Consider the following 21,712-nt stretch of genomic DNA (forward strand, 5'->3'; position numbering starts at 1 on the left):
GCCAGTTCCACTCGTGTTTGTGCACCCCGGGTTTTCGGCGTTTTACCGCTTACCCTGTTCAGGTGGATCCACTAGCTCCCCTGCTCGACCTCGCTGACGTCGCTCCGGCCCTGACCGCGGCCCGGGACAGCGTCGACGCCGCCATGCGGCACCGTGCCCTGCGGCGCAACGGCGGCCAGGTCGCCGCCGAAGCCAGCCTGCGCGCCGCTGTCGCCAGCGCCGCCCTCGAGGGCAACGTTCATGACCTGGAGGACGTGCGCGCCGGCACGGTCACCGACCCGACCCTGCAGGGCGCCCTGCGGGTCGCCGAGGGGCTCGGCGGCCTGGTCGACCTCTGGCCTCGCGCGCCCCGCCAGGTCCTGGCCAAACTGCATGTGCTCGCCGCCCGCGGCGTGGTGCCGGCCGAGGAGCTGGGCCGGCTCACCGGCGGTGCCGAGCGGATCGACGCGCTCGCCGGCCTGGTCGCCGGCAACGAGGAGACGCCGCCGTTGCTGCTGGCCGCGATCGTGCACGCCGAGCTGATCACGCTGCGCCCGTTCGCCGGTCCGGCCGGGCTGGTGGCCCGGGCCGCCGCCCGGCTCACCCTGATCGGGCGCGGGCTGGACCCGCGCGGCCTGGTCGTGGTCGAGGCCGGGCACCTGGCGCGCGAGCCGGAATACGTCGGCTCGGCCGGCGCCTACGCCACCGGCACGCCGGACGGGGTCCGCTCCTGGCTGCGGCACTACGCGGCGGCGGTCACGGCCGGCGCCGAGGAGATCACTACCATCGGTGACGGCGTGCTGGCAGCCGCCTGACCTGGAGATCATCGGGCCGTCGCATAATTTCAGCGTGGCTGACAACTGGGTGCGTCCGTACCAGCCCGGTTCCGGGCGCTGGCTGGTGATCGCCTGGGAGGCGTTCGCGCTGGCGATGCTCTCCTGGGCCACGGTCCGGCAGTTCGACCTGATCGGGCACGGCGTCCGCGTGGTCGCCTGCCTGCTCGCCGCGGTCTGGGTGGTCGGCGCGTGGCGGATCCTGCAGCTCGGCGTCTACGTCAGCGCCGACGGCGTGCTGATCCGCGGCCTGCTGCGGTCCCGGGTGATGACCTGGCGTGAGATCGCCAGCGTCCGCCTGCACCGCGCCACCCACCGCCTGGGCCCGTGGCAGATCGAGAGCGGCGCCACAGTGCTGCTGGACCGGCTGGACGGCGCGACGGTGAACACCGAGCTGTGGGAGAAGGGCGTGGACTTCCATTCCCGCCCCACGCTCTTCCGAGCCGTCTACCAGGAGATTCGCACTCGTCACCGGACCGCCGCCGAGCCCACCTGACGCAATGGGGGAGGGCTCCGCCGCTCGTCGGCCGGGCACATGGAGAGGGGCCGCGCTCCGCGCTCTCGGCGGACACACGACCCCTGCCACTCTCACTCGCGCGTCCGAACCGGGTTATCAAGCGTGCACCTGGGTCGTTGTCGACGGTCCTGCGGCCTGGTGGCGATGATCCCCTTGACGGCGGAAGCACCACCTCTGGCGGAGGTCCCGTCGCAACGTGCCTGCCGTGGCTGATCGCGCGTGGGTTCCCGGTGGCCGTGCACGGTGCCCGATTGCCCGGTATCCGATCTCTCGACCGCTCCGGTTCTCGTTGGCTCCGCGACTTCCTTTCTACGCCGGTTCCAGCTTGATCGCCAGGGATCCGCCCGGCAAATCTGGCGATCCACTATTACTCAGACCAATGCCATTTGCCCAGGTCACTGCGTTGCCCAGGGGAAGATCAAAGACCACATTCAGGAGCTTCGCGTACGCGGGGTCCGCGCTGCTGACGGATCGCCGCCCGCTGCGGGGCCGCTCCGGGCGTACCGGAAATCGGCGGTCCGGACGGGAGCGGACCGTGCGTTTCGGGCGGGGTCAGGCGACGGCGGCGCGGGCGCGGCGGTGGCGGCCGTAGAGGGCGAAGCCGATGGCCACGCCGACGCCGACGCCCAGGGCGGCGGCGACCGGGACGGCCGGGCGGTCGCGCAGGCGTTTGCCGAGGGCGATCGGGTGGCGGAACTCCAGCACCGGCCAGCCGCGGTCGACGGCGAGGCGGCGCAGGGCGCGGTCCGGGTTGACGACGCTGGGGTGGCCGACCGCCTCCAGCATGGGCACGTCGCTGCTGGAGTCGGAGTAGGCGAAGCAGTGGGCCAGGTCGTAGCCCCGGGTGGCGGCCAGCTCGCGGATGCCGACGACCTTGGCCGGGCCGGCGGCGTAGAACTCGACCTCGCCGCTGTAGCGACCGTCGGCGATGGCCATCCGGGTGGCGATGATGTCGGTGATGCCGAGCAGGGCGCCGATCGGGCGGACCATCTCGTCGCCCGAGGCGGAGACCAGCACGACGTCGCGGCCGGCTGCCTGGTGCTCGGCGATCAGCGCGGCGGCCTCGGCGTAGACATAGGGGTTGATCAGCTCGTTGAGGGTCTCGGCGACGATCTGCTGCACCTGCTCGACCCGCCAGCCCTTGCAGAGCGTGGCGAGGTAGTCACGGGTGCGGGCCATCGCCTGCTCGTCGGTGCCGCCGCCGAGCCGGAACATCAGCTGGGCATAGGCGGATTTCACCACGTCACGCCGGCTGATCAGGCCATCCCGGTAGAACGGCCGTCCGAAGGCCAGCGCGCTGGACTTGGCGATGACGGTCTTGTCGAGGTCGAAAAACGCGGCGCTGGGGCCCACGGGGCGAAAGTGTAGCGGTAGGGGGCTCGGGGCCGAGGACCCGTTCGCCGTGACGCGCAGTGAAAACGGTCAGGCGGGCAGGTACCTCGCATCGAGTCCAATTCAGTACTCGACTGCCGACTCAGTCTGAGGCAGACTTGTGTTTGCGACTGGGTTCAGTGTTGTTACCGTCGCGTCCCGTAGCTCTCGAATTTTATAGCTCTCGAATTTCGTGGCTTTCCAACTTCATGGCTCTCAGCTCAAGGCCCTCGGCGGCTGCGCCCCCCGCGGTTGCCGAGTCGATTCGGCTCGACCCCCCCCGGAGCCGAATCCCAGGACGACCCCCGTCTCCCCCGACGGGGGTCGTTCCCTCTCAGGCTCCGGTCGCCCGGTTCGGCAGATCGTCGACCAGCGCGCGGCCCTCGCCGCCGTCGGTCAGGCCGAAGAAGCCGCTGAGGCCGGTCACGGTCAGGACCCGGCGGAAGGCCGGGCTGGCGTTGAGCACCACGTACCGGATGTTGCTCTCCGTAGCGGCGCGGTAACCCTCGATCAGGGCACCGAGGCCGGTGGAGTCGATGAAGGACGCGTCCCGCAGATCCACGTGGACGGCCGGCGGCGACCAGCCGGTGATGGCATCCCGGATGCCGTCGGCCACCTCGTCGGCGTTGGAGAAGTCGATCTCCCCGTCCACCGTGACCGTGACGGTGCCGTCGTCCGCGAGCGTGGTCCGAATCGAGTTCCCCATGCACAACTCCATCGGTCCGTGTCGGCCCAACATACCCAACTCGAGCTACTCCATGCTCCGGCGGCCTTAACAGATCCAGCCGTCCCACGGGGGCCGTCCACAGCGTCCGAAGTAATCCACAGGCGGGGCGGCCGGCGATTGTCCGAGCGGCGGCGGGCCGGGAGGTTGGGCGAGCCCCCAACCGTGCCCACCCACCGGAGACCGCGATGCCCCAGCCACCCCGCCCCCTCCTGGTCACCGCCGACGCCGACCTGCTCGACGACCTGCTCCGACTGGCCGCCGCGGCGGGCAGCGAGGTCGACGTGGCACCCGACCCGGTCGCCGCGCGGGCCCGCTTCCGGCCCGCGCCGGTCGCCCTGATCGGCGCCGACCAGGCGGCACCCTGCCTGCGCGCCCGGCTGCCCCGCCGGCCACGGATCATCCTGGTGGCCCGGGGCGCGCCCGGCGACGAGATCTGGTCGATCGCCGAGCCGCTCGGCGCGGAACACGTCGCGGTTCTCCCGGAAGCCGAGCCGTGGCTGATCGAGCAGCTGGCCGGGCAGCCCCGCCCGCCGGCGGTCTCCCGGACCCTCGCGGTGATCGGCGGGCGCGGCGGCGCCGGGGCCAGCATCCTGGCCGCCGGGCTGGCCGCGACGGCGGTCGAGGCCCGGCACCGCACCCTGCTGATCGACGCCGACCCGCTCGGTGGCGGCCTCGACCTGGTGCTCGGCTGGGAGGAGGTCGGCGGCCTGCGCTGGTCGGGGCTGGCCGGCGCGGGTGGCCGGGTGGACCCACCGGCCCTGCTCGACGCGCTGCCGCACCGCGGTGACCTGGTGCTGCTCTCCTTCGACAGGAAGGAGCTGTCCGGCGTACCGGCCGAGGCGATGGCGGCCACCCTGGACGCCGCCCGCCGTGGCCGCGACGTGATCGTCGCCGACCTGCCCCGGCAGCTCGACGACGCCGCGGTGCTGGCCCTGCAGGCCGCCGACCGCACGCTGCTGGTGGTCCCGGCCGAGCTCCGGGCCATCGCGGCGGCGGCACGCACCCTCGCCCAGATCCGGCCGCACTGCGCCGAGATCGCCGTGGTGGTCCGCGGGCCATCGCCCAGCCGGCTCAAACCGCGGGAGATCGCCCAGACGCTCGGGTTGCCACTGGCCGGCTCGCTGCGCCCGGAGCCGGCGCTCTGCCACGACCTGGAACACGGGACCCCACCGGCCACCGGCGGGAAGGGGCCGCTCGCCGAGCTCTGCCGGCGACTGGTCACCGAGCTGATGAGCGCCCGGGCGGTGGCGGCATGAGCGTGGTGGACCGGGTGCGGCGGCAGTTCGCGAACGAGGGGGTGGAGGCGACCCCGGCAGCGGTGGTGAACGCGGTCCGCCGGGAGAACGAGGTGCTCGGCGACCGGGCTGTGCTCCGCCTCGCCGACCGGGTGCGGGACGAGCTGATCGGGGCCGGGCCGCTGGCGCCGCTGCTCGCCGACGAGTCGGTGACCGACGTGCTGGTGAACGAGAACCAGGTGTGGGTGGACCGCGGGGCGGGACTGCAACGGGCGGCGGTGCGGCTGGGGAGTGCCGATGACGTACGGCGGCTGGCGCAGCGCCTGGTCGCGGCGTGCGGGCGGCGGCTGGACGACGGGCAGCCGTGTGCTGACGCGCGGCTGCCGGACGGGACCCGGCTGCACGCGGTGCTGCCGCCGGTGGCGACTCGGGGGCCGTACCTGTCGTTGCGGACCTTCCGGCAACGGCCGTTCGGCCTCGCCGACCTGGTCGCGCACGGGACGGTGCCGGCCGGGGTGGCGCCGCTGCTGGCGGCGGTGGTCGGGGCGCGGCTGGCGTACCTGGTCACCGGCGGCACCGGCAGCGGCAAGACCACCCTGCTCGCGACCCTGCTCGGCCTGGTGCCACCGACCGAGCGGATCGTGCTGGTGGAGGACGCGGCCGAGCTGCGACCGGTGCACCCGCACGTGGTGGCGTTGCAGGCCCGGACCGCCAACGTGGAGGGCGCCGGGACGGTCGGGCTGACCGACCTGGTCCGGCAGGCGCTGCGGATGCGGCCGGACCGCCTGGTCATCGGCGAGTGCCGGGGCGCGGAGGTGGTCGACCTGCTCGGCGCGCTGAACACCGGGCACGACGGCGGGGCCGGGACGCTGCACGCCAACGCGCCGGGCGACGTGCCGGCCCGGCTGGAGGCGCTCGGGCTGCTCGGCGGCCTGCCGCGGGCGGCACTGCACGCCCAGGTGCTGGCGGCGCTGCAGGTGGTGTTGCAACTGCGGCGGACCGGCGGCCGCCGGTTGCTGGAGTCGGTGAGCGTGCTGGTGCCGGCCGGGCCGGAGCGAGTGCCGGCCGTGCTGCCGGCCTGGGACCGGGCGGCCGGCGCCGGCCCGGGAGCCGGCGTGCTGGCCCGGATGCTTCACGAGCGCGAGACGGCGGTGCCGCCGGTGCTGGGGGCCTCATGATCTGGGTGCTTCCGGTCGTCTGCCTGCTCGGCTGCGCCGTGGTGATCGTCTGGCCGGGGCGCGGAGTGCTGGACCGGCTCGTCCGGCGGCGGGCGCGCCCGGTGTTCGCCGGTCGCGGCCGGCTGCGGATGCCGGTCCTCCGGGGCCGCCGGGCGGTGCTCGGGGCGGCGGCGTCGGCCGCGGTGCTGGGGCTGCTGCTGGGCGGACCGGTGGCGGCGATGATCGGAGCTGTCTACAGCGGCCTGGGTACCCACGCGTGGGAGCGCCATCAGGCGCGCCGGCAGGTGGTCGCGTGCCGTGCGGCGTCGGTGGACCGGATGGCGGCGATGGTCGCGGACCTGCGAGCCGGCCTGCCACCGGCGCTGGTGACCGCCTCGGTCGCGGCGAGCGGGATCGCCGGCTCGCCGCGGACCGGCCCACTCGCGGGCGATGCGGCTGGACGGCTGGTGGCGGACCCGCGGCTGGCGCGGCTCGCGGAGGCGGTGTGGGCGCTGGCCGAGCAGACCGGGGCACCGGCGGCGGACCTGCTCGACCGGATCGAGGCGGATGCCCGCCTGGCCGGCCGGGCGACGGCAGCGGCCGACGCCCAAGCCGCCGGGGTGCGGATGACAGCCGGGCTGTTGGTGGCCCTGCCGCTGGCCGGTATCCCGATGGGTTACGGGATCGGGGTCGATCCGGTACGGATCCTGCTGCACACGCCGCTCGGCGCGGCCTCGGCGGTCGGCGCGCTCTTGCTGCAGTGCGGCGGCCTGTGGCTGACGCGGTGGCTGATGGACGGGGTTCGCTGATGCGGGCGACGTGCGGGGTGGCCGCGCTGTTGCGGGCTGGTGGGCCGGTGCGGGTGCCGCTCCGGCAGTGTTGCGCGGCGGCGCTGGTCGGGGCGCCCGCGCCGGTGAGCGGCTGCGCGGCGGCTTCGCCGGTGCCGGAACCGGGCGCCTTGGCTTCGCCGAGGCCGGATGCCCTTGCTTCGCCGTCGCCGGCTCCGGGGGTGGGCGAGCGATGGTTGTGAGCTTCGTATTCGTGGTGGCCGCGGTGCTGGTGCTGGTGGCGCCGCTGGGCCGGCGACGGACCGGGCGGCGGTTGGCGCGGCTCGCACCGCCGGGGGCCGGCGTCACGCGATCCGGGCCCGGCCGCGGGACCGCGGGCCGGATCCGGAGCGGGATGAGCGATCGGCGGACCCGGGTGCTGGTCGCGGTGTTCGCCGGGGTGACAGCGGCCGGATTGGCCGGCGGCTGGTGGGGTGTGCCGGTCGGCGTCGCGATCGGGATCGGCACCGACCGGTTCCTGCGCCGTCGGGAGCCGGCGGCGGTCCGGCGGGAGCGCGAGAAGGCACTCGCCGACCTGCCGCTCGGTGCGGATCTGCTGGCCGCGGCGCTGCGCGCGGGTGCACCGGTGGACCGGGCCGCGGCCGCGGTGGCCGACGCGCTCGGCGGACCGCTCGGGGCGCGACTGCATCGCACGGCCCGATCGTTGCGGCTGGGCGGCACGCCCGCCGAGGCCTGGGCTCACCTGTCCGGTGTCACCGGCGCGGAACGGCTGGTCAGCGCGGCAGTGCGGTCCAGCGCGAGCGGCGGGGCGCTGGCCGGCGCGCTGGACCGGCTCGCCGGCGATCTACGAGCGGATCGCCTGGCCGCGGCGGAAGCGGCGGCGCAGCGGGCCGCGGTGCTGATCGTGGTGCCGCTCGGCCTCTGCTTCCTGCCGGCATTCCTGCTCGCCGGGCTGGTGCCGTCGCTGCTCGCGGTACTGGACGGCCTGTGGTGAGCCGAGGGCGCGGCGGTGGGCCGCGCCCGGAGATCGAGGAGGGTTACATGGTTCAACTCGTTGCGGCGTTCCAGCGGTTGCGGACCGGGGACGGCGAGGCCGGGGTGACCTCTGTGGAGTACGCGATGGTGCTCGGTGTGGCGGCGACGATCGTCGGAGTGCTGGTCCTCATCATGAAGAGCAAGGCGGTACTGGACGCGCTGACCGATCTCGTCCTGAAGGCTCTGCGGTGAGCGCGGGCCGAGGGACGCGCGGGGCCGTGCGGTGAGCGGGTGCCGGCGGTTCGGTGGGGACCGGGGTGCGTTCACCGTCGAGCTCGCGGCCGGGCTGCCGGCACTCATGGTGCTGTTGTTCTTCGGGCTCACCGCGGTTTCCGCGGTGGTGACGAAGGCGCAGTGTCTGGACGCGGCCCGGGAGGCGGCGCTGGCCGAGGCCCGGGGCGGGCCCGGGAGTCCGGTGGCGGCGCGGATGGCCCCGGCGGGTGCCGAGATCCGGCTCGGCGGCGATCGGGAGAGTGTCACGGCGACGGTGTCGGTGCGGGTGAGGCTGTTCGGTACGCACGTTCCCGGCATCACGGTCACGGCGAGTGCCGTGGCGGCCAGGGAACCGGCGGCCGGGCCGGTGGGCTGATGGCGATCAAGGGGAGGGCGAGCGGGCGGAGCGAGATCTCGGCGGAACCCGGCGCCGGCGATCGCGGCTCGGCTTCGATCCTCGTGCTGGCGGTGGGGTTGTTGCTGGTGGCGGCGGGGGTGGCAGGCGCCCTGGTGGCCGGGGCACACGTGGCCCGGCACGCCGCGCGGAACGCGGCGGACCTGGCCGCGCTGGCGGCGGCGAGCAGGGCGATCGAGGGGCCCGGGCCGGCCTGTGCGGAGGCCGCGCACTACGCGGCGGCGAACGGGGCCCGGATGGTCTTCTGCGAGGTCACCGGGTTGGCGGTGGTGGTGCGGACCGAGGTGCCGGTGACCTCGGTGTCCGGCGTGGCCCGGGCGACGGCTCGAGCGGGTCCGGTCGGCTATGCGGCGGCCGGGCGGTCCGGACCGGCTGCGGGTTCGCTGCCGACCGGCGCGACCGGCGGGGCCGGCTCGGCCGGGAGGGCGGCGAGGACGGTGTCGAGGACCTTGACGGCGCCCGTCTTGTCCAGCGGATTGTTGCCGTTGCCGCACTTCGGGGACTGGACGCAGGACGGGCAGCCAGCCTCGCAACCGCAGCCCGCGATCGCCTCCCGGGTGGCGCGCAGCCACTCCGCGGCGGTGGCGTAGGCGCGCTCGGCGAAACCGGCGCCGCCCGGATGCCCGTCGTAGACGAAGACGGTGGGCGCCTCGGTGTCCGGGTGGTTCGCGGTGGACAGGCCGCCGATGTCCCAGCGGTCGCAGGTCGCCATCAGTGGGAGCAGGCCGATGCCGGCGTGCTCGGCGGCGTGCAGGGCACCCGGCACGTCGGCCGGTTCCACGCCCGCGTCGGCCAGGGCGCGCGGCGCGACGGTGAACCAGACGGCGACGGTACGCAGCTCGCGTACCGGCAGGTCGAGCGGCTTGGTGTCGATCACTTCGCCGCTGCCCAGCCGGCGCCGCTGGTACGACACCACCTGGCTGGTCACGTCCACCTCGCCGAGGAACAGGCCGACCGGGCCGGCGTCCAGGTACGACCGCACCTCGACCACCGACACGTCCGTCACGTCCCGCGCGTGCGTCGTCCAGTCCGGCTCCTCCTGGTGCACCAGGGCGATGGCGTCCTCCAGGTCCAGCTCGTCCACCAGGTAGGAGACGCCCTGGTGCAGGTAGACCGCGCCGTCGTGCAGCATCACGTGCGACGAGCCCTGATCGACGGTCCCGAGCAGGCGTCCGGTCGCCGCCTCGACCACCGAGACCGGGGCGCCGCCGGTGCCCCGCAGGTCCACGTCCGGGCGGCCACGCTCGGTCCAGTACCAGCCGGACGGGCGCCGCCGCAGCCCGCCCGCGCGGACCAGCGCCTCGACCGTGGCGCGGGCCGGCTCGCCGCCGAAGAGCGCCAGGTCGGCCTCGGTGAGCGGGGCCTCGGAGGCGGCGCAGCACAACTGGGGGGCGAGCACGTACGGGTTGGCCGGGTCGAGCACGGTGGCCTCGACCGGCCGGCCGAACAGGGCCTCCGGGTGGTGCACCAGGTAGGTGTCGAGCGGGTCGTCGCGGGCGATCAGCACGGCGAGCGCCTCGCCACCGGCTCGACCGGCCCGGCCGGCCTGCTGCCAGAGCGAGGCTCGGGTGCCCGGCCAGCCGCAGATCAGCACGGCGTCCAGGCCGGCCAGGTCGACGCCGAGTTCGAGCGCGTTGGTGGAGGCGAGACCGAGCAGCTCGCCGGAGAGCAGGGCCTGCTCGATCGCGCGCCGGTCCTCGCGCAGGTAACCGCCGCGGTAGGCGGCCACCCGCGCGCCCAGGCCGGGCACCGCCTCGTCGAGGGAGCGACGGGCCAGGGCGGCCACCACCTCGGCGCCGCGCCGGGAGCGGATGAAGGCGAGGGTCCGGGTGCCGGCCACGACCGCGTCGGCGAGCAGGTCCGCGGTCTCTCGCAGCGCCGACCGCCGGACGGGCGGCGCGTCCGGAATCCCGGCGATCGCGGACGCCGAACCCGGTGCGGAGGCTGAACCCGGCGCGGAGGCGGAAGCCGGCGCGGACGTTGAAGCTCGCGTGGAGGCAAAAGCCGGCCCGGAGGCTGGAGTCGGCGCGGACGCCGGTGCCGAGGCCGGCGCCGAGTGGGGTTCGGGAGCCGGCGACAGCCCGGTGAGGCCGGAATCCGGCGACGGCGGGAGCAGGGGTGGTTCCCAGAGGGCGAAGGTGACAGCGCCGCGCGGGGAGGCGTCCTCGGTCACGGCGGTGACCGGGGCACCGACCAGGCGGGTCGCGCTGCCGGCCGGATCACCCGAGGTCGCCGAGGCCAGGACGAACGTGGGGGAGCTGCGATACCGGCCGGCGATCCGGCGCAGGCGCCGCAGGACGTGGGCCACGTGTGAGCCGAAGACACCCCGGTACGCGTGACACTCGTCGATCACCACGTAGCGGAGCCGGCGGAAGAACGTGCCCCAGCGGTCGTGGGCCGGCAGCAGCGCGTGGTGCAGCATGTCCGGGTTGGTGAGGATGAAACGGGCGTGCTGCCGGATCCACTCGCGCTCCTCGCGCGGGGTGTCCCCGTCCAGGGTGGCCGGGCGGACGCCGTCCAGGCCGAGGCGGGTCAGACCACGCAGCTGGTCGGCGGCGAGGGCCTTGGTCGGTGCCAGGTAGAGGACGGTCGCCCTGGGCTCGGCGGCCAGCGCGGTGAGGGCCGGCAGCTGGTAGGCCAGCGACTTGCCGGAGGCGGTGCCGGTGGCCAGCACCACATGCGTGCCCCGCCAGGCCAGGTCGGCGGCGGCGACCTGGTGCTCCCACGGCTCGGTGATCCCCTGCCGGAGCAGCGCGGCACGCAGGTCGGCATCGATCCAGGACGGCCAGGGCGCGACCCGGCCGGCCCGGGCGGTGACCCGTTCGACGTGGGTGATCGGGGACCGCTCGGCATTCGTGCTCCGGGCTCGCAGATGGTGCAGCAGCTCAGCGGGACCGAAGGCGGTGGCAGTCACGCCAAGCACTCTGACACCATCGGGCGGCGGTGCCCAAACGAGACCGGCCGGGCACCGGCTTGCGGTCCGCCCCAAACGGGTAGGACGGTGGGTGCCACGCGTCGCCCGATGCCGGTCGGTGGTTAGATTCGCGGGGGAGATCAGGGAGGAGGACCGATGGAGCTGTCGCTGGCGACCAGGAACGTCGCCGAGCACACGGTGCTCGAAGTCGGTGGCGAGGTGGACGTTTACACCGCTCCCCGGCTGCGCGAGCGCCTGATCGAGCTGGTCGACGGCGGTGCCCGGGACGTGGTGGTCGACCTGGAGAGGGTCGAGTTCCTCGACTCCACCGGGCTGGGCGTGCTGGTCGGCGCGCTCAAGCGGCTGCGCACCGCGCAGGGCACCTTCGGGCTGGTCTGTGCCAAGGAGCCACTTCTCAAGATTTTCCGGATCACCGCGCTGGACCAGGTTTTCCCGATCTTCCCCACGGTCGAGGCCGCCACCGAACGCGACGGCAGCGGTCCAGCTTCGTGATGGCTACGGTTCGGCTGTCCTTCTCGCCGGCGCCGGTGCACGTGCGCACCGCCCGGTTGGTCGGTGTCGCGGTGGCCCGGCGGGCCGGAGTCGACGAGGCGCTGCTGGACGAGGTGCGCCTGGCGATCGGTGAGGCCTGCACCCGGGCGGTGGCCCTGCACCGGCAGTACGGGCTGGCCGACCTGGTCACGGTCGAGATGTCCGACTCGGGTTCGTACACCGTCCGGGTCATCGACCACGCTCCGATCGAGGCCAGCATCGGCCTCACCAAGCTGCCTCCGGACGAGCTGGCCGCCGAGTCGCTCACCGAGGACGACCTCACCACCGGCGTCGGCTTCGCCCTGCTCGCCGGCTTCGTCGACGACCTCCAGGTCCGCCCGGTCGAAGACGGCCCCGGCACCGAAGTCCGCATGGTCTGGCCCGTCTCCCGCCGCTGAGCTGGTCGTGACGGTGGTCTCCGGCCCTGGGACACCACCGTGAGTGCCAGCCGACCGGTTGTGGCTGGTCGTGACGGTGGTCTCCGGCCCTGGGACACCACCGTGAGTGCCAGCCGGTCGGTTGCGGCTGGTCGTGACGGTGGTCTCCGGGGCGCGGATACCACCGTGGGTGCCAGCCAGGAGTGGTTGGGGTTTGGTTCTAGCGGGTCGTGACCACCCGCGGACGTCGCCCTGGAGGGGTGGGCGTTCTGGACGCGCCAGCGTCCTGCCCGGCCCGGAAGGGTCCCTGGCGGGAGCGACGATCAGTGATCAGCGCGGATCCGAGTCAGCAGGATCTTGATGATCTTCGGCGTGCCGACAACGGACGATCTTCGGGTGACTCGCTATCCTTAATTAGGGCATTCCACCTATTTAGGATTTGCCCCTGACTGACCATCTGGCCAGCAAAAAGATCAGCCAAATCCGATACCCGCCGGAGGCGTCGCTAACACAGCGGTGAACATCACCGCGACACGGCCGGGTCGCCATGTGACGATCGCCACGTCGGACCTATACAGTACGCGAGTTATCAGCTACTGCTGGTCCCGCGTCCGCGGGTCCGGTCGATCGTTAGCAAGCGCCCGGAGGTCTCGTCCACCACTCGGGTGCGGTCGGTGTGTGTAGGAGGACATTGATGTCCGGGACCTCGGTAAACCTCGCCGCCGAAGGTGGCGGAGTGTCCCTGAGCGGATCCAACGTCACATTCGTCATCGTCGCGCTGGTGTTCGCCCTGATCGCTCTGGGCTTCGCCGCGATGTTCGTCCAGTCGGTGCTGCGCACCGGCCGGGGCACCAAGAACATGCAGGAGATCGCCGGCGCCGTGCAGGAAGGCGCGTCGGCATACCTGTTCCGGCAGTTCAAGACGCTCGCCGTGTTCGTGGTGATCGCGGTCGTGCTGCTGTTCCTGTTGCCGGTGCACGACACCGACAACGAGACCTGGGTGAAGATCGGCCGATCACTGTTCTTCGTGGTCGGAGCGGTGTTCAGCTCATTCATCGGTGGTGCCGGCATGGCGCTGGCCACCCGGGCCAACCTGCGGGTCGCCGCGGCGGCCGGGGCGACCGGGGGCCGGGAGACCGCGATGGGTATCGCGTTCCGCACCGGTGGCGTGGTCGGGTTCCTCACCGTCGGCCTCGGCCTGTTCGGCGGCGCCCTGGTGGTGCTGATCTTCAAGAGGGACGCCCCGACAGTGCTGGAGGGCTTCGGGTTCGGCGCCGCCCTGCTCGCGATGTTCATGCGGGTCGGCGGCGGCATCTTCACCAAGGCGGCGGACGTCGGCGCCGACCTGGTCGGCAAGGTCGAGCAGCACATCCCGGAGGACGACCCGCGCAACGCCGCGACGATCGCGGACAACGTGGGCGACAACGTCGGTGACTGCGCCGGCATGGCCGCTGACCTGTTCGAGTCGTACGCGGTGACCCTGGTCGCCGCCCTGATCCTGGGCCAGGCCGCGTTCGGCCAGGACGGCCTGATCTTCCCGTTGATCGTCTCCACCATCGGTGTGGTGATCGCGATCCTGGGTGTCTTCATCACCCGGCTGCGCCCGTCCGACCGCAACGGCCTGACCGCTATCAACCGGGCGTTCTACATCTCCGCCGTGGTCTCGGCGATCGCCGTGGCAGTGGTGACCTTCCTCTACCTGCCGAACACGTTCGCCGGGTTCGGGGACGCGGGGATCGGCAAGGACATCGTGGACAGCGGGCGTAACCCGCAGCTGGTGGCGATCGGCGCGGTCGTGATCGGCATCGTGCTGGCCGCCGCCATCCAGGCGCTCACCGGCTACTTCACCGAGACCAACAGGCGTCCGGTGCAGGACATCGGCAAGTCGTCGGCGACCGGCGCGGCCACCGTGGTGCTGGCCGGCATCAGCGTCGGCCTGGAGTCCGCCGTCTATTCGGCGCTGCTGATCGGCGCCGGTGTCTACGGCGCGTTCCTGCTCGGCGGCTCGTCGCTGACCCTGTCGCTGTTCGCGGTGGCGCTGGCCGGCACCGGCCTGCTCACCACGGTCGGCGTGATCGTGGCGATGGACACCTTCGGCCCGATCTCGGACAACGCGCAGGGCATCGCCGAGATGTCCGGTGACATCGACGAGCAGGGCGCGCGGATCCTGACCGAGCTCGACGCGGTGGGCAACACCACCAAGGCGATCACCAAGGGCATCGCGATCGCGACCGCCGTGCTGGCCGCCACGGCGCTGTTCGGCTCGTACACCAACAGCCTGGCCAGCTCGCTCGCCGACGCCGGAATCACCGATGTCCAGGGGGAGATCTACCAGCTGCTGAACATCGCGAACCCGCGCAGCCTGGTCGGCCTGCTGGTCGGCGCGGCGGTGGTGTTCCTCTTCTCCGGTCTGGCGATCAACGCGGTGTCCCGCTCGGCGGGCGCGGTGGTCATGGAGGTGCGCCGGCAGTTCCGCGAGCACCCCGGGATCATGGACCGGACCGAGCGGCCCGAGTACGGCCGGGTGGTCGACATCTGCACCCGGGACGCGCAGCGCGAGCTGCTCACCCCCGGTCTGCTGGCGATCATGGCCCCGATCGCTGTGGGCTTCGGGCTGGGCGCGGGGGCGCTGGCCGCGTACCTGGCCGGCGCGATCGGCGCCGGCACGCTGATGGCGGTCTTCCTGGCCAACTCCGGTGGCGCCTGGGACAACGCGAAGAAGCTGGTCGAGGACGGCGCGTACGGCGGCAAGGGCTCCGAGGCGCACGCCGCCACGGTCATCGGCGACACCGTCGGTGACCCGTTCAAGGACACCGCCGGCCCGGCGATCAACCCGCTGCTCAAGGTGATGAACCTGGTCTCGCTGCTGATCGCGCCGGCCGTGGTGACCTGGAGCATCGGCACCGACGCGAACACCCCGCTGCGGGTGGCCATCGCGCTGGTGGCGCTGGTGATCGTGACCGCCGCGGTGGTCTGGAGCAAGCGCAAGCCGATCTCGATGGGTGACGAGGCGGGGGCCGTCGCGGCGGGCGCCGCGGACACCGCCAAGGCGGCGCAGGACGCGCAGCACACCGATGCCGCGGCGCAGTCGCGGATCAAGGACAACGTGGGCTGAGTCCCGCTTCGTCCACAACGGGCACCCGGCGTCCGCCGGGTGCCCGTTCGCTTTCCCCGATTGTCCGACCAAGGCCGTACGCTGCTCCCATGCGCGCGGTCCGAATGATCCCCCTCGTGCTCCTGGTGTGGCTCGCCGGCTGTTCCTCCGGGCACGGAGCGCAGGCCTGGGCCTCCTCGGTGTGCACCGCTCTGGCCCCCTGGCGCAGCGAGATCGGCACCCTGACCACCCGCACCCAGCAGCAGATGACCACCCGCACCACCCCCGGCCAGGCGAAGGAGAATCTCGCCCGGCTCTTCGACGGTGCCCGCGCGGCGAGCGAGCAGGCCCGCGCCGGGGTGGAGCGCGCCGGGGTGCCGGATGTCTCCGGCGGCGACCAGATCGCTGCGGCCTTCGTCGGCTCGCTGACCGGCATGCGGGACGCCTACGGGACCGCGCACGACGGCATCGAGGCGCTCTCCACCAGGCCGCCGAACGCGTTCTACGACCAGGTCGCCAAGGTCGTCGAGCGGCTCGACGAGGAGTATGCGAAAAGTGGCCTGGACACCTCGAAACTCGACTCGGTCGAGCTCCGGCAGGCCTTCGAGTCGCTGCCCGAGTGCCGATGACGGAGACCGGCTGGCCGCTCATCCCGCGGGAGACCCTGCCGCCGCCGGTGCCGGTGGAGCGGCGGCCTCACCAGCGTGGGGTGCCGGGCCGTCCCGGTGGCCGTCAGCTGTCGATGTTCGGGGCGGAGACGATCGAGCCGTCGCCGGCCGATCTCGCCGGGTTGCTGGCCGGGCCGGGGCAGCTGGGGCGGATGGGTGGGACGGCCCGGGTGTCGGTGATCGTCGACGACGCGTGGCGGGTGCATGTGCTGGTGGCCGAGCTGGTCGCGCGCGGTCTGGCGGCGACCTGGGCGCCGGTCTCGCCCGACCAGGGGCAAAAGCCCGATCAAGAGCAAAACCCCCTTGGCGTACGCGGTGAGCAGCCCCCCGCCGAAGAGATCTCGGACACGCCCGGGGAACCGCCCCCTCCCCGGTTCGAGGTGCGCACCGCGTACTCCCGGAGGTTGAACGCCCTGGCCTCCGCCTGGCCCGCGGCCGCCGCCCAGCTCTTCCTCTCCGGTCCCCGCCTGCGCCTCTGGGTCGCCGCCACCGGCTGTCCCCGGCCCGGTGGGTACCGCCTCGGCCTGGATCCCGGCAAGGACACCCGCGCGGTGGACGCCGCGCTGATCAGAGCCGGTCTGGCCGGCCGCGTCTCGGAGGACCAGCGGTTCTACGTGATCGCCGGTCGCCGGCGCCTCACTCGCCTGGCCGAGCTGGTCGGCGAGCGTCCCGAGGCCGCACCGGCGGAATTCTGGCCCGGCGGCGCGGCTGCGTGATCTTCGCGGAATGTGTCCGACATAACAGTGTCCTTCCGGTGTACGGTGTCGCGGTCGGACGCGTGCGGTGGCCGGACCGTTACCATCCGACTGCGGGGTTCCCCGGGAATGAGGGCTCGTCCGGCGCGTTACGTTGAACGTCTGCGCTCTGCCGCGGCTGACGCCGGGGCCGGGCCGGGAACGCCGAGGCCGGGCGGTGAACGCCGAGGATCTCAACGAACGAACTGGGAGTGCCGTGCCGAGTGACGCCAGGACGACCCGTCTGGTCATCGTCGAGTCTCCGTCGAAGGCCAAGACGATCGCCGGTTATCTGGGCCCCGACTATCTGGTCGAGGCCTCCGTCGGCCACATCCGTGACCTGCCGCGCAACGCCGACGAGGTGCCGGCCAAGTACAAGGGCCAGCCGTGGGCGCGCCTCGGCGTCGACGTCGACAACGGCTTTCACGCCCTCTACGTGGTCTCCGACAGCCGCAAGCAGCAGGTAGCCAAGCTGCAGAAACTGGCGAAAGAGGTGGACGAGATCTTCCTCGCCACCGATGAGGACCGCGAGGGCGAGGCCATCGCCTGGCACCTGATCGAAACGATCAAACCCAAGGTGCCGGTCAAGCGGATGGTCTTCCACGAGATCACCAAGCCGGCCATCCAGGCCGCCGTGGCGAACCCGCGCGACATCGACCGCTCCCTGGTCGACGCGCAGGAGGCCCGCCGCATCCTGGACCGGCTGTACGGCTACGAGGTCAGCCCGGTCCTGTGGAAAAAGGTGATGCGCGGCCTCTCGGCGGGCCGCGTGCAGTCGGTCGCCACCCGGATCGTGGTCGAGCGGGAGCGCCAGCGGATGGCGTTCCGCTCCGCGGAGTACTGGGACATCCAGGCGCAGCTGGCAGTGCTGGGCCAGGCCGACGGGCCGCGTTCGTTCCAGGCCACGCTGATCGCGCTGGACGGCGACCGGATCGCCACCGGCAAGGACTTCGAGCCCACCACCGGGCAGCTCAAGCCGGGCGCCACGGTGGTGCAGCTGGACGGCGACGGCGCCCGCGGGCTGGCCGCCCGTCTGGAGGGCCGGCCGTTCGCTGTCACCCGGGTCGAGGAGAAACCGTACCGGCGCCGGCCGTACGCGCCGTTCATCACCTCGACGCTCCAGCAGGAGGCGGCCCGCAAGCTGCGCAACTCCTCGGCACAGACGATGCGCACCGCGCAGAGCCTGTACGAGAAGGGCTACATCACTTATATGCGTACGGACTCGGTGAACCTCTCCGAGACCGCCATCGCCGCCGCCCGCCGCCAGATCGCCGAGCTCTACGGGGCGAACAGCGTGCCGCCGCAGCCGCGCCGCTACACCACCAAGGCGAAGAACGCGCAGGAGGCGCACGAGGCGATCCGCCCCGCCGGGGACAACTTCCGGACCCCGGGCGAGGTCGCCAAGGAGCTGACCACCGACGAGTTCAAGCTCTACGAGCTGATCTGGCGCCGGACCATCGCGTCGCAGATGACCGACGCGGTCGGTAACTCGATCAGTGTCCGGATCCGCGCGGTCTCCACGGCGAACGAGGAGGCCGACTTCTCCGCGTCCGGCAAGACGATCACCGACCCCGGGTTCCTCCGGGCGTACGTGGAGTCCTCCGACGACGAGAGCGCCGAGGCCGAGGACGCCGAGCGCCGTCTGCCGAACCTGGTGAAGGACCAGCCGCTGACCGCCGACGAGTTGAACGCGCTGGGCCACCACACCTCGCCGCCGGCCCGCTACACGGAGGCCTCGCTGGTCAAGGCGCTGGAGGAGCTGGGCATCGGCCGCCCGTCCACCTACTCGTCGATCATGCAGACCATCCAGGACCGCGGCTACGTGGAGAAACGCGGCCAGGCGATGATCCCGTCGTTCCTGGCGTTCGCGGTGATCGGCCTGCTCGAGGGGCACTACCCCCGCCTGGTCGACTACAACTTCACCGCCGCAATGGAGGGCCAGCTCGACGACATTGCCGCCGGCGACGGCACCCAGCTGGACTTCCTCACCTCGTTCTACTTCGGCAGCCAGGCGCCCGGCGCGGACGACGACATCGCCAGGGCCGGCGGCCTGAAGAAGATGGTGACCGAGAACCTCAGCGCGATCGACGCGCGGGAGGTCAACTCGATCCCGCTCTTCACCGACGAGGAGAACCGGCAGGTCGTCGTCCGGGTCGGCAAGTTCGGTCCGTACCTGCAGCGCAAGGCGTCGGTGCCGGAGGGCGCCGAGGAACCGGCCGAGGACCGCGCGTCGATCCCGGAGGGCCTGGCGCCCGACGAGCTGACCCCGGAGAAGGTTGCGGAGCTCTTCCTGGCCGGCAACGGCGACCGGACGCTGGGCGACGACCCGGCCACCGGCGAGCCGGTGCTGGTCAAGTCCGGCCGCTTCGGGCCCTACGTGCAGTCCGGCGAGAGCAAGTCGTCGCTGTTCAAGTCGCAGTCGCCGCAGACGCTCACGCTGGAGCAGGCGTTGCAGCTGCTGTCGCTGCCCCGGGTGGTCGGCAAGGACGCCGAGGGCAACGAGATCATCGCGCGCAACGGCAAGTTCGGGCCGTTCATCCAGCGGCTCAAGGACTCCCGGTCGCTGGAGAGCGAGGATCGGCTCTTCACCGTCACCCTGGAGGAGGCCTTGGCCATGCTGGCCGCGCCCAAAGTCCGGGGGCAGCGCGGGGCGCCCAAGCCGCCGCTGCGTGACCTGGGCGGCGTCGACCCGGTCTCGGAGAAACCGCTGCTGGTCAAGGACGGCCGGTTCGGGCCGTACGTGACCGATGGCGAGACCAACGTGACGCTGCGCCGCGGTCAGACTCCCGAGGAGCTGACCCTGCAGGAGGCGATCGAGATGATCGCCGAGAAGCGGGCGAAGGGTCCGGCGCCGAAGAAGAAGGCGGCGGCGGCGAAGAAGGCGCCGGCCAAGAAGGCCGCGCCCGCCAAGAAGACGACGACCGCCGCGAAGAAGGCCGCTCCGGCGAAGAAGGCAGCGCCGGCCAAGAAGACGGCCGCGGCCAAGAAGGCCGCGGCCACCACCGAGTGAGCTAGTCGCCGAGGACCCGGTCCAGGTATTCGTTGGTGAAGACCCGGGCCGGGTCGAGGCGATCCCGCACCGCCAGGAAGTCATCGAACCTGGGGTACGCCGGACGCAGGTCCGCCGCCGTCCGGTAATGCAGTTTCCCCCAGTGCGGCCGCCCGCCCAGCGGCTCGCAGAGCGCCTCCAGCGCCTTGAAGTACGGCTCGTACGGGCTGCCCAGGAACTGGTGCACGGCGATGTAGGCGGACTCCCGCCCGTACCCGTGCGACAGCCACACGTCGTCCGGCCCGGTGAACCGCACCTCGACCGGGAAGAGCACCTTGAACGGCAGCGACTCGATCAGCCGGGGCAGCGCGTCGAGCACCTCGGGCAGCGCCTCGCGCGGGACCTCGTACTCCATCTCGGTGAACCGGACCCGGCGCGGCGTGCAGAACACCCGGTCGGACCGGTCGGTGTAGCTGCGGGCGCTCAGCGCGCGGGCCGCCAGCGAGTTCATGGTCGGCACCGCACCCGGCCACTTCTGCCCGATTTTGCAGACACCTTGAAAAACCGTGTTCGACAGGAACTCGTCGTCCAGCCAGCCACGGAACCCGGACAGCGGCCGGTCGTGCGCCGGCACCCGGTTGTTGACCTTGAGCTGCGCCCGGTCGGTGTACGGGTACCAGTAGAACTCCACGTGATCGTTGGCCGGGATCCACTCCTCGATGCCGGCCAGTACGTCGGCCAGCGCCATCGGCTTCTCGTCGGCCAGTAGGGTGAACGCCGGCACGCAGCGCAGCGTCACCTCGACCAGCACGCCGAGCGCACCCAGCCCGGCGCGTACGGCGGGGAACTCGGGGGAGAGCAGGTCGTACCTCTCGATCTTGCCCTCGGCGGTCACCAGGGTGACCGCCTCGACGCAGGAGGCCAGCGTGGCGTGCTTGATGCCGGTGCCGTGGGTGGCCGTGGAGATCGCCCCGGCGACCGTCTGCACGTCGATGTCGCCCAGGTTCGGCATCGCCAGGCCGTGCCGGGCCAGCAGCGCGTTCAGCACGGACAGCTGCATCCCGGCCTGCACGGTGACCAGCGGACCGTCCACCGAGACCAGCTGGTTCAGCCGGTGCACGAACATCCGCTGGTCGTCGGCGACAGCGATGGCGGTGAACGAGTGCCCGCTGCCGACCGTCTTGATCCGGCGGCCGGCCTCGGCGGCGGCGGTGACCATGGCAGCCACCTCGTCGATGCTTCCCGGTGCGAGCACCTCCGCGACGGACTCCTGGTTCTGTCCCCAGTTGGTCCACCGGCGGGAGTTAACGGGTGTAGTCATTCCGGCTTTTGTCCTCCGTCCGAGCGGACACCAGCACCTGGCGTCCCGTCGATGCGCCTCGCTCGTTGATCCGAGTAACGTTCGATTTATCTCTGAGATTTGTTCGCGACACCGTCGTGATTAAGTCTCACTGCTGAGAGGGAGTGGCGACGCGTGTCGACACCAACCGTCAGCACCGGACCGCTGCGGCGGGTTCCGGTGCAGGGCAGAAGCGTTGCCCGGGTTCAACGCATGCTCGACGCCTGCGCCGAGCTCGTGGACGAGGTCGGCTATGAGGGCCTGACCACGACGCTGCTGGCTGAACGGGCCGAGGTCGCCATCGGCTCGGTCTACCAGTTCTTCCCGGACAAGCGGGCCATCGTGCAGGCCCTCGCGCTGCGCAACATGGATGCCTACCTGCAGAGCCTCTCCGACCGCTTCGCGGCCGAGACCTTCGCGCACTGGTGGGACGCGGTGGACGCGGCCATAGACGGCTACATCCACATGCACCGTAGCGTCCCGGGTTTCCGCACGCTGCACTTCGGCGACGTCGTCGACCTGCACCTGCTCGACTCCGACCGGGACAACAACGCGGTGATCGCGGAGCGCCTGGCCGAGCTGCTCACCGACCAGTTCCAGCTGGTCGACCGGGCGCGGGTGCGGTTCGCGCTGCAGATCTCGGTGGAGGCCGCCGACGCGCTGATCAAGCTGGCGTTCCGGCGCGACCCGGCCGGTGACGAGGCGGTGCTCACCGAGGTGAAAGCGCTGATCCGGGAGTACCTGCACCGGCACGTCCAGGCCTGAGCCGGTCGAC

The 21,712-nt window shown here is 72.4% G+C and carries 19 protein-coding genes and 1 pseudogene; 16 read left to right on the top strand and 4 right to left on the bottom strand.

What is annotated here, in order from left to right; translation table 11 throughout:
* Positions 1 to 62 precede the first annotated feature (62 nt).
* Complete coding sequence (locus tag Actob_RS01340; RefSeq protein WP_284918100.1) at positions 63 to 794, top strand: Fic family protein; 732 nt, start codon at positions 63 to 65, stop codon at positions 792 to 794.
* A 34-nt stretch (positions 795 to 828) separates the two neighbouring features.
* Positions 829 to 1,308, top strand: coding sequence for a PH domain-containing protein (locus tag Actob_RS01345; protein WP_284918101.1), 480 nt, complete (start codon positions 829 to 831; stop codon positions 1,306 to 1,308).
* Positions 1,309 to 1,881: 573 nt separating this feature from the next.
* Here Actob_RS01345 and Actob_RS01350 read toward each other — a convergent pair.
* Together Actob_RS01350 and Actob_RS01355 are read right to left on the bottom strand one after the other, a co-directional pair.
* Positions 1,882 to 2,682, bottom strand: a complete 801-nt coding sequence (locus tag Actob_RS01350) for an HAD family hydrolase (protein ID WP_284918102.1) — start codon at positions 2,680 to 2,682, stop codon at positions 1,882 to 1,884.
* A gap of 352 nt (positions 2,683 to 3,034) precedes the next feature.
* Positions 3,035 to 3,406, bottom strand: coding sequence for an STAS domain-containing protein (locus Actob_RS01355; RefSeq protein WP_284918103.1), 372 nt, complete (start codon positions 3,404 to 3,406; stop codon positions 3,035 to 3,037).
* 206 nt (positions 3,407 to 3,612) lie between these two features.
* On the opposite strand from Actob_RS01355, the gene ssd reads away from it, so the two are divergent.
* From ssd to Actob_RS01390, 7 genes and pseudogenes are all read left to right on the top strand, one after another.
* On the top strand, positions 3,613 to 4,683 hold the full coding sequence (gene ssd / locus Actob_RS01360) for a septum site-determining protein Ssd (protein ID WP_284918104.1): 1,071 nt from the start codon (positions 3,613 to 3,615) through the stop codon (positions 4,681 to 4,683).
* Positions 4,680 to 5,840 (top strand): TadA family conjugal transfer-associated ATPase, encoded by a 1,161-nt coding sequence (locus tag Actob_RS01365; protein ID WP_284918105.1) that lies wholly within the window; start codon positions 4,680 to 4,682, stop codon positions 5,838 to 5,840. The genes ssd and Actob_RS01365 overlap by 4 nt, the downstream gene beginning before the upstream one ends.
* The gene (locus tag Actob_RS01370; RefSeq protein WP_284918106.1) at positions 5,837 to 6,628 is read left to right on the top strand and encodes a type II secretion system F family protein; all 792 of its coding nucleotides are present in this window, start codon (positions 5,837 to 5,839) and stop codon (positions 6,626 to 6,628) included. Before Actob_RS01365 ends, Actob_RS01370 begins: the two co-directional genes overlap by 4 nt.
* Before the next feature lie 211 nt (positions 6,629 to 6,839).
* Positions 6,840 to 7,601, top strand: a complete 762-nt coding sequence (locus tag Actob_RS01375; RefSeq protein ID WP_284918107.1) for a type II secretion system F family protein — start codon at positions 6,840 to 6,842, stop codon at positions 7,599 to 7,601.
* A gap of 47 nt (positions 7,602 to 7,648) precedes the next feature.
* A complete protein-coding gene (locus Actob_RS01380; protein WP_284918109.1) occupies positions 7,649 to 7,834 on the top strand; it encodes a DUF4244 domain-containing protein in 186 nt (61 codons plus the stop codon).
* 31 nt (positions 7,835 to 7,865) lie between these two features.
* Positions 7,866 to 8,231: a TadE family type IV pilus minor pilin gene (locus tag Actob_RS01385; protein WP_284918110.1), complete on the top strand. Its 366-nt coding sequence runs from the start codon at positions 7,866 to 7,868 to the stop codon at positions 8,229 to 8,231.
* Positions 8,231 to 8,596, top strand: a pseudogene (locus Actob_RS01390) (Rv3654c family TadE-like protein); the annotation flags it as partial. The gene Actob_RS01385 and the pseudogene Actob_RS01390, both read left to right, overlap by 1 nt.
* A gap of 17 nt (positions 8,597 to 8,613) precedes the next feature.
* Here the strand turns inward: Actob_RS01390 and Actob_RS01395 are convergent.
* On the bottom strand, positions 8,614 to 11,184 hold the full coding sequence (locus Actob_RS01395) for a DEAD/DEAH box helicase (RefSeq protein WP_284918111.1): 2,571 nt from the start codon (positions 11,182 to 11,184) through the stop codon (positions 8,614 to 8,616).
* Between the two features lie 156 nt (positions 11,185 to 11,340).
* Between Actob_RS01395 and Actob_RS01400 the strand changes: the two genes are divergently transcribed.
* The 6 genes from Actob_RS01400 to topA all read left to right on the top strand — a co-directional run bounded on the left by Actob_RS01400 (position 11,341) and on the right by topA (position 19,619).
* Positions 11,341 to 11,697, top strand: a complete 357-nt coding sequence (locus tag Actob_RS01400; protein WP_284918112.1) for an STAS domain-containing protein — start codon at positions 11,341 to 11,343, stop codon at positions 11,695 to 11,697.
* Positions 11,694 to 12,134, top strand: coding sequence for an ATP-binding protein (locus tag Actob_RS01405; RefSeq protein ID WP_284918113.1), 441 nt, complete (start codon positions 11,694 to 11,696; stop codon positions 12,132 to 12,134). The genes Actob_RS01400 and Actob_RS01405 overlap by 4 nt, the downstream gene beginning before the upstream one ends.
* Before the next feature lie 673 nt (positions 12,135 to 12,807).
* Positions 12,808 to 15,228 carry a sodium-translocating pyrophosphatase gene (locus Actob_RS01410; protein ID WP_284918114.1) on the top strand — a complete coding sequence of 807 codons (2,421 nt, stop codon included), beginning with the start codon at positions 12,808 to 12,810 and terminating at the stop codon, positions 15,226 to 15,228.
* An 89-nt stretch (positions 15,229 to 15,317) separates the two neighbouring features.
* Positions 15,318 to 15,836, top strand: coding sequence for a hypothetical protein (locus tag Actob_RS01415; RefSeq protein WP_284918115.1), 519 nt, complete (start codon positions 15,318 to 15,320; stop codon positions 15,834 to 15,836).
* Entirely contained in the window at positions 15,833 to 16,591 is a 759-nt protein-coding gene (locus Actob_RS01420) for a hypothetical protein (RefSeq protein ID WP_284918116.1), read from the top strand. Before Actob_RS01415 ends, Actob_RS01420 begins: the two co-directional genes overlap by 4 nt.
* 235 nt (positions 16,592 to 16,826) lie before the next feature.
* A complete protein-coding gene (topA, locus tag Actob_RS01425) occupies positions 16,827 to 19,619 on the top strand; it encodes a type I DNA topoisomerase (RefSeq protein ID WP_284918117.1) in 2,793 nt (930 codons plus the stop codon).
* A gap of 1 nt (position 19,620) precedes the next feature.
* Here topA and Actob_RS01430 read toward each other — a convergent pair whose 3' ends face one another.
* A complete protein-coding gene (locus tag Actob_RS01430; RefSeq protein WP_284918118.1) occupies positions 19,621 to 20,919 on the bottom strand; it encodes a D-arabinono-1,4-lactone oxidase in 1,299 nt (432 codons plus the stop codon).
* Positions 20,920 to 21,072: 153 nt separating this feature from the next.
* Between Actob_RS01430 and Actob_RS01435 the strand changes: the two genes are divergently transcribed.
* Positions 21,073 to 21,702, top strand: a complete 630-nt coding sequence (locus tag Actob_RS01435) for a TetR family transcriptional regulator (RefSeq protein WP_284918119.1) — start codon at positions 21,073 to 21,075, stop codon at positions 21,700 to 21,702.
* Positions 21,703 to 21,712: the final 10 nt, after the last annotated feature.

This window comes from Actinoplanes oblitus, from assembly GCF_030252345.1.
In the GTDB taxonomy this organism is placed as follows: Bacteria; Actinomycetota; Actinomycetes; order Mycobacteriales; family Micromonosporaceae; genus Actinoplanes; species Actinoplanes oblitus.